At 51.0% G+C, this 8,646-nt stretch carries 5 protein-coding genes; 3 read left to right on the top strand and 2 right to left on the bottom strand.

Going from position 1 to position 8,646, the window contains the following annotated elements; all coding sequences use genetic code 11:
- The coding region (locus ABIK47_04685) for a heavy metal translocating P-type ATPase (GenBank protein ID MEO0019922.1) at positions 1-2,156 on the top strand (2,156 nt) is incomplete at its 5' end.
- 220 nt (positions 2,157-2,376) lie between these two features.
- Here the strand turns inward: ABIK47_04685 and ABIK47_04680 are convergent.
- Positions 2,377-3,276, bottom strand: a complete 900-nt coding sequence (locus tag ABIK47_04680) for a cation diffusion facilitator family transporter (protein MEO0019921.1) — start codon at positions 3,274-3,276, stop codon at positions 2,377-2,379.
- Between the two features lie 9 nt (positions 3,277-3,285).
- Entirely contained in the window at positions 3,286-4,119 is an 834-nt protein-coding gene (locus tag ABIK47_04675; protein ID MEO0019920.1) for a hypothetical protein, read from the bottom strand.
- A gap of 198 nt (positions 4,120-4,317) precedes the next feature.
- Here ABIK47_04675 and ABIK47_04670 point away from each other — a divergent pair, with 198 nt between their 5' ends.
- Both ABIK47_04670 and ABIK47_04665 read left to right on the top strand, forming a co-directional pair.
- Positions 4,318-5,052 carry a hypothetical protein gene (locus ABIK47_04670; protein MEO0019919.1) on the top strand — a complete coding sequence of 245 codons (735 nt, stop codon included), beginning with the start codon at positions 4,318-4,320 and terminating at the stop codon, positions 5,050-5,052.
- An 81-nt stretch (positions 5,053-5,133) separates the two neighbouring features.
- Complete coding sequence (locus tag ABIK47_04665) at positions 5,134-8,631, top strand: C25 family cysteine peptidase (protein ID MEO0019918.1); 3,498 nt, start codon at positions 5,134-5,136, stop codon at positions 8,629-8,631.
- The last annotated feature ends 15 nt before the right edge of the window (positions 8,632-8,646 follow it).

The raw sequence follows: 8,646 nt of genomic DNA, 5'->3' as shown, positions 1-8,646 counted from the left end.
TTGAGAAGGTGCTGAATCGCCTTGCTGGGGTGAAACTGGCACAGGTAAATTTTGCCGCAGAAGAGGCAGTAGTTGAGTATGACCCAAAAATAACACCGCTTGCCGAGCTGGAAAAGACAATTACCGCACTTGGATATGAAATTCGCCAAAGAAAGGTTGATGAAAGCGAGGCGATTGCCCGCGAACTCCACCGGGCAAAAATGAGAATGGTCTGGGCATGGGTTCTGGTTGCGCCGGCAATGCTCTTAATGGCGCTTCATCTTTTTGGTCTTTTCCATCTGCCGATGAGATTGATGACCGCAATTGAGCTCATATTGGGCACGGCCGCCCTTTTTGGTCCGGGCTGGCATACGCTCAAAGCCGCATTCGGCTCGCTCAAGGCGCGTTCGGCAACAATGGATGTTTTAATCAGTTTGGGCACAATTGCCGCGCTTTTTTCCGGTGTCCTTGTTATCTTTGGACTTGAGGTGGAAAATCTTGGTCGCGTCGCAGGCATGCTCCTCGCAATCTATTTGACTGGCAGGTTCCTTGAGGCAAGGGCAAAGGGTAGAGCTGCACAGGCGATTCGGCAGCTCATTGCCTTAGGCGCTCGCACCGCTAAGATTGTCATTGACAACAATGAGATTGAGGTTCCGATCTCAAGGCTGAAACCCGGTGACATCATGCTCATCCGACCTGGCGAAAAGATACCAACAGACGGCATCATTATTGAAGGCAGAACCGAGATTGATGAATCAATGGTAACTGGCGAGCCTTTGCCGGTTGAGAAAAAGCCCGGTGATGAGGTGATTGGCGCAACCATCAATGGCACCGGCTTTATCAGGGTTGCGGTCAGGCGCGTGGGCAACGACACCTTTCTCTCTCAGGTCATCAGGCTTGTGGAACAGGCACAGGGAAAAAAGATTCCGGTTCAGGCCTTTGCTGACCGCATCACCGCCTGGTTTGTGCCTGTTATCCTTCTAATTGCCCTTTTCACCGCATTGTTCTGGTTTGCCTTTGCACCTGCGCTCAAACCGGTGCTTTTCTGGGCAAAAACTTTTCTGCCCTGGGTCAATCCTGAACTTTCCCCTCTTTCCCTGGCTTTATTCGCGGGCATTGCGGTTCTTGTTATTGCCTGCCCGTGCGCGCTTGGTCTGGCAACACCTACCGCCCTGATGGTAGCAACCGGCATTGCCGCTCGCAAGGGCATCATCTTCCGTTCGGGTGAGGCGATTCAGACCTTAAAGGATGTCAGGGCGATTGTCTTTGACAAGACCGGCACCATCACCAAAGGCAGACCCGAGGTTACCGAAATTGTTCCTTTGCCGGGCATTGACCCAAAACAACTGCTCGCCTATGCGGCAGCGCTTGAGCAGGGCTCAGAACATCCAATTGCCCTTGCGGTTCTTCAGGAGGCGAAGAGGCGGCAGATTGAGCCCTATTTTGCCAAGGATATCACCACCTTTCCCGGTATGGGCATCAAAGGAACGGTTGCAGGCAAAACTGTCCTTGCCGGCAAGCTAAGTTTTTTAAAGGAAAACAATATTGATACGACCAGACTTGCCGAATCAACCCCTCAAACTGCAGGGACTCTTCTTTACCTTTCCCTTGACAATCAGCCGCTCGGGCTTATCTGCCTGACCGATACCCTCAAACCCGAAGCAAAGGGAGCCATTTTGGAACTCACCCGACTTGGCATTGTGCCGGTGATGCTTACCGGTGACAGCGAAGAGGGCGCAAAAGCGATTGCCCTTCAGGCAGGCATAGAAAGGTTTGTTGCCCGGGTCCTGCCCGCAGACAAGCAGCAGGAGATTGAAAAATTGAAAAGGGAGTTTGGCAGGGTGGCGATGGTCGGCGATGGCATCAATGATGCACCCGCGCTCAAGGCGGCAGATGTGGGCATAGCGATTGGCACCGGCACCGATGTTGCCATTGCTGCCAGCGATGTTACCCTTGTCCGCGGTGAACTGACCGGCGTTGTCTCGGCTGTCAAACTCTCCCGCGCCACCTTCAGAAAAATAAAACAGAACCTCTTCTGGGCGCTGTTTTACAATGTCCTTGCCATTCCTTTGGCGATGCTCGGGCTATTGCATCCGATAATTGCCGAGATGGCGATGGCGCTCTCCTCAATCAATGTTGTTACCAACTCCCTGCGCCTGCGTCGGGTGAGGGCATAAAACCGGTTGTCCTTTTGATTCAAAATAATCAGAAATGGGAAAATCCCAAAAGGTTTTTGCAAATTTTCTTTAATTACAATCCCGCCAAAGATTCAGGTTGAATTTTCCCCCGCCTTTTAGATGGGAATCGACCCCGGGGGTCACTCCCCCATTGATACCCGCAGCAATTTTTCAGTTGGCTAAATATATTAAAATTAAGACACTTATGAACAACAGGTTGCTAATTAATACAGACATCATCCTTTGACTTGCACTGTTCGCACTCAAGTTCAAGGGTGATGTGGTTGATGGCAAACCGCTCCTTTAATGCACAGTTCAGTTTTGATAGCAGCGGATGAAAACTGCTCAATGAGTTGTCCTTTACCACCAGATGCGCCATCAAAGCCCGCTCCTCCTCACCCAAGGTCCAGATGTGCAGGTCATGGACATTTTCAATCAGGGGTGAGAAATCCTTGATAAACCTCTGCACCTGGTCAAAATTCAAATCCCTGGGTGTGGCGTCAATTAAAATGCTTGTTGCCTCTCTAAAAATCCGCCAGACACCAAAAATCACCAGGCAGGCAACAGCAATGGAAAGAATGGGGTCAACAATTGACCAGCCGGTCAATCTGATGACAACGCCACCAACAAGGACGGCAACAAAGCCCAACAGGTCATCAATCAGATGCCACATCGCTGCCCGGATGTTCAAGGAGTGGCGGTGTTTCTTTAAAATGAGGACCGCTGTCCCGTTGACAAAAAATGCGACAACCGCCATCAATATCATCACCGGGCTTTTTACCGGCTCAGGACTGAAGATGCGGACAATTGCGGCACGGATTATCAAGACGGTGAAGACGCCGAGCGCCAGCGCATTGACAAATGTTATCAGAATCCTGACCTTGCGATAGCCAAATGTCCGGCGCCGGTTTGGCGGCAGAACTGAAAGCCGCAGACCAACATAGGAAAGCCCGAGCCCAACCGCATCGCCAAAATCATGCACCGCACCGGCAAGCAAAACGAGGGAGTTGGCAAGTAAACCGGTAATAATTTCGGCAACGGCAAAACTTAAATTCAAAGCAAGGGCCAAAATGAGGCTCCGCGCCTGAACCTGGTGACTGTGGCGATGATTTGCTTCCAAAGAAATTGCTTACAAACCCTTAATTTTGTCTCTGAAGATGCGCGCCTCGGTCTCGTTAATCGCCATGCGGTTGACAAAATGGTCAATCTGCGGTGTGCGCAGGAGGTAGTTGCCATTGACCACCAGAAGCCCGAGGTTTGCCCAGGAGTGCACCAAACGCAGGTCGCGCTTTATCTCATTATAGACGCGTTCCTCTTTTATCGGTCTCATCGTCTCCGGGTTCAAAACAAACATAATGAGAATCAAAGGGTCGGAGTGGAGGACAAGGCGCAAACCGGGTGGCGTCCCTTGGCTTTCCGGAAAAAGATCAACCGAGATAATATTGCTCGGGCGGAGGAGTTTTTCCAGGTTGATTTCTGGTGTGAAGCCCAGCCGCACGGCGATCACACCCATACCCACATTCTGCAGCTCGGTTCCATTCACCACCGGCTTGAGATGGCGCACCATCCGGATGGTAAAGGTGGCGTAATCCTGCTCCTCTAAGAGCCGGCGAAAGATAATCCAGGTCATTATCCCTGCCAGCCCCTTCTGCCGGTAATCAGGATGAACCAGCGCATCCCAGAGGATGATGCCGGTTCCAGGCGGGTTGCGCTCTATTAAAACCTTGCCAATCTCCTTCTGGTCGTAAAGGTAAATAGCGGCGCTCTTTGGTAGGAGTTCGGTCTTTACCTCCAACTCCCTATTGGCAAGACCGCCCTCAAGGATTTGGATGCGGTTTTCGTCCAGCCACTTAATCTGGGGGCAGAACCTTGCCGGCTGATACACAAAACCTCCCCCCGCCTCATCCGAATTGCGGCTGAACCTACCTCTCGGAGAATGTTTTTTTGCTGAGAACATCTTCACGCAATACAAAATATAAATGACAAAACTGGCAGTGCAAAGTTTTTACGCCCATTTTGACTTTTACGCCACACCAATAAAAATACCAAGGCGACTGTCACTGTCAAATTTTGAAGAGGAAAATATCTTCGTTGCTTCCTTGACAATACCCTTTTAGGCGTTAATATTCTGCATAAAGTTTTTATCATAAAGGAGGAAAAAATGAAGAAAGCCCTGGTTCTACTCTTGACGGTAATCAGTGCAGTTTTTGCGAGAAGCACTGCCGGTGGTTACGGTTGCTTCGGTCCCAGCCTTGCCCTGATTAACTTCGACAACATCAACAAGACATTTAGGGACAATAAGGTGGAAGAACTTTCATCCCAGCACTGGATGTTTGGTGGTGGCGGCTATGCGCTCGTCAACCGGATTATGATTGGTGGTGCGGGCTGGGGTGGCACCCAGAGCGTTACATCAGAATCTCTGAACCTTTTCTGCCAGGTCAATTATGGTGGTGGTGAGTTTCGTGCCGGCTATGCTGTTCTTGATCTGAAAAATCTGCTCCTTGTTCCCACCCTCGGCATTGGTGGTGGTGGCTACTCAATCAACCTCGGACCATATAACCAGACCGTTCCCAACTTTGACAGCCTGCTTCATCATCCCGGACGCACCTCAACCGTTGACTTTTCTGGCTTCACCCTCAACCCCCAACTTGCCATTGTCATTCCCATCTCCTTTGTTGGTGTGGAAATCAGGGGCGGCTATTGTTTTGGACCGCTCGCCGGTGACTGGAAGTTTGCCGACCGGGGTGTCTTAGCAAAAGGTCCGGAGATGGCAAAGGCAAACCCCTGGTTCAGTCTCAATGTTTTGTTTGGCGGTTTCAGTAAGGAAAAGACCCAGTTCAAGGGCAAAATTGAACTTGAGGGTGGAGAAGAAAAAGAGGAAGAAGAAAAGGAGTAGACCAGGATTTAGCAGGTTTTTATTGCCAGCGGCTGATTATTCTTTAAAATAGTTATCATAAAAATTTTATCAGGAGGACAATTGAAAAGACTTTTCGCTCTTTGCTTTATATTTGCCAGCGCCGCGATTGCGGGCAATATTACTAAAACGGTTAGTTTGGAAAAAGACCGGCTCGGTTTCTCCACCTATCAGGGTTACGATGCTATTGAACTTTCAGAAGCCATCTTTATCCCTGACCCGGGCAAACCCGCCCTTCCCCATATTACCGCCACCCTTGTCATCCCTTTTGATGCCCGGCTGATTAATGTAACTGTTGAACCGCTTGCCACTGAACAAATCCAACGCAGGTTCAACATCCTGCCTGCGCAACTGCCAGTGCCCATTTCCCAAAAGGAAAAGCCGCCATTTATTCAGCCCGACCCGGAAATCTACTCCTCAGACAGACCATTCCCTGATGAGATGCTTATCCATTACTCAACCGGCAGTGCTAGTGGTTTCAAACTGGTCAGCCTTGTCATCTGCCCGTTCACCTATTATCCTGCCTCAGGCAGACTTCTCTTTCACCGCCGGTTCAACATCAAATTAAACTATGAAACCAATGCCCGCTCACCGGTTAACCTTTACCCTGCGCAAAAGGAAAAGATGCTTCAAAGCCTGAAAGGTCTGGTTATTAACCCCGAACATCTAACAATTTTCTCACCGCCCGCATTAGAAACCGACCAGCCTGAGATTGAATATCTTCTCATCACCAGCCCGGAACTTGCCTCCTTTTTCAACACCTACCTTCAATACAAAAACAGCCGCGGTCTCAAAACCGAACTGAAAACCACCGACTGGATTGAGCGCAACTATCCTGGAAGAGACCTGCAGGAAAAAATCCGCAACCTTATCACCGACTACTTTCACAACCGCGGTCTTATCTATGTCCTTTTAGCCGGTGACAACCGCCAGGTTCCTTCAAGGCGAATCCGTGTTGATGTCGGCAACGAACAGGGTTCAATCCCGACCGATTTGTACTACGGCGACCTTGACTATTCCTGGGACTCAAACCACAACAACCTCTTTGGCGAGATGGACGATTCGGTTGACCTCTATGCCGATGTGTTTGTCGGTAGAGCCTCGGTTGACAACCAGACTCAGGTTGAAAACTTCATCGCCAAGGTGCAAGCCTTTGAGAACAGCCCGGCACCGGACTATATCCAGCGCAGCCTTTTGCCCTCAGGCTGGCTCTGGCGTTCAATCGGCTACCATGGCAGGTTTGTCAACGACTCCATCGCCGATCTCACTCCCCCCGGCTGGATTGACCGCAAACTGGAAAACCCGCCCAGCGCCAGGGTTGTTGCCGACTCCTTTGACCATGGCTTTTTACTGTTTGACCCGGCAGGTCATGGCAACGAAGCCGGTGTGTATGACGAAGACGGCACCCCAATCTACACCACCAGCTACGCCTCAAGACAACAGAACCAGAACCGTTTCAGCATCATCACCTCTCTTGCCTGCAACCCAGGCAATTTTGAGGCTGAAGACTGCCTTGCCGAGGTTGCGCTCAACTGCGCAGACGGTGGTGCCATCGCCGTAATGATGAACTCCCGCTATGGCTGGGGAACCCCACCTTCAATGGGACCTTCAGAAAAGCTGTGCGTTCGCTTCTATGACTACCTCTTCAACCTCACCGAGTCCCGGTTAGGAACCTGCCACAACCGCTCAAGAGAGGAGTATGCCCCTGCTGCACTTTACTCATCCCTCTGGCGCTGGTGCCTGACCGAATTCAACCTCCTTGGCGACCCGACGATTGACATCTGGACCGATACCCCGGACTCCCTGAATATCTCCACGCTTGACACCATCCTCACCGGCTCCCAGACTCTGACGGTAACGGTAACAGAAAACTCCAGCCCGGCTGCCGGCGTGCTCGTAACCGCATACAAAGATGGCGAAGTGCTCGTCAAAGGAACAACATCAGGTAGCGGTCAGGTTAACCTCGATATTCACCCGCTCACCACTGGTGAACTTTCAATAACAGCAACTCGCCACAACAACCTGCCCCGGGAAAAATTGCTAACTGTCCTGCAAGGAGACCCAGAACCGGTCCTAATCTGCACCCGCCAAGAGATTAACGATTCTACCGGGGCAAACCCGAACCACATCCTTGAACCCGGAGAAACCGCCCGACTCAACCTCCTCATCAAAAACATCGGACTGGCTCCGGCAACAAACACAACCGTTATCCTCCGCACCTTAAGTCCGGAGATTTCAATTATTGATTCTGTCGCCACCCTTGGCAACATCTCTGCCCAGGACTCGGCATTAACCGATAATCTGACCGTTACCGCTCAAAGTTCTGCCAAACCAGGTTCCAATCCAGAATTTCTTGCTATCATCCGTTCTGACCAGAATGAATCTAAGTTTTGTTTTGCAATCACCATTGGCTATCCAGGCAGAATCTGGGCAGACATTGATACCGGCGCCTGCGCCCTTTCCATAACCGCGCGCGGAACCATTGGCTATGACCCGGCTGAAAACCGCCAGGGCCGAGGCTTCCGCTATCCCAAAACCGATACCAGCGGCTTGAACATCGCCAGTTTTGTCATCGGCAACTCAAAGGATTACCTTGTTGACCGCTTCTACAGCGAGAATGGCTCTGACTCGGACTGGCAACTTCAGGACAGCATCCGCTCCTTGCTCCCTCTCTACAATGCTTCCCAACTCCTCCGTTCAACATTCAATGATGGTGCCCATCCCCAGCCGAAAAACATCACTGTTGAGCAGCTTGCCCTTGGTCTCAGCCAGCCCGAACTCAACAACACAGTTGTCCTTGTCTATGACATCTTCAATAACGGCACAATTGCGATTGACAGCCTTTTCTCCGGCATCCTTGCCGACTTTGATGTCGTTCCCACTGATCGGCTCCACGACCTTGCCTACACCCTGCCTCAATTGAACACCGCCCTTATGCGCAATGCCAACTCCTCCCGGCACTACTTCGGCGTCAAACTGCTCTATCCTCATAGTCCGGCAAACCTGACCTGCATTGACCACAACCGTTATGTCTATCCCGACTCCGCAATGACCGATGATATGAAATACCGCGCCCTGACCGGAAGGCTTGGAATTCAGAATAGCGACCGCCCCTTCAACTGGTCTGTTGGTATCAGCAGCGGTCCATTCAATCTCGCTCCTAACGGCAGACAGCGCCTGGCATTTGCCTTTATCGCCGCACCTGACTCTCAATCATATATCAGCTCCTGCGAGCGAGTTCAAGAATGGTTTAACAACAATGTCGGGATTGAAGAAACCGGTCAAATCTCAAAAACTGATTTTCCCAATCTCCTTCTCTCCCCCAACCCCTTTAACAAAAAGACCAACATCCATTACCTTCTACCCGCTCCCTCTCGGGTCATCATCACCGCCTACGACATCACCGGCAGAACCGTGGGAACCCTCCTCGACCAGAAGAACCAGCCTGCTGGAACTCATTCGCTCTTGTGGGAGCCAGAAAATCTGGCTCAAGGTGTATACTTTATCAAACTTGAAACATCATCCTTCTCCTCAACCCAAAGGGCACTCCTCCTGCGCTAAAAAATACCCTCAAGT

This window comes from candidate division WOR-3 bacterium (assembly GCA_039801245.1).
Taxonomy (GTDB): Bacteria; Hydrothermota; Tepidihabitantia; order Tepidihabitantales; family Tepidihabitantaceae; genus JAOABP01.
Note: the sequence above shows the minus strand (reverse complement) of the source record. Positions and strands in the feature narration are given on the sequence as shown.

Excerpts from the sequence above, each read along its gene's own strand:
- ABIK47_04670 (MEO0019919.1), top strand. The coding sequence starts at position 4,318 with ATGAAGAAAGCCCTGGTTCTACTCTTGACGGTAATCAGTGCAGTTTTT.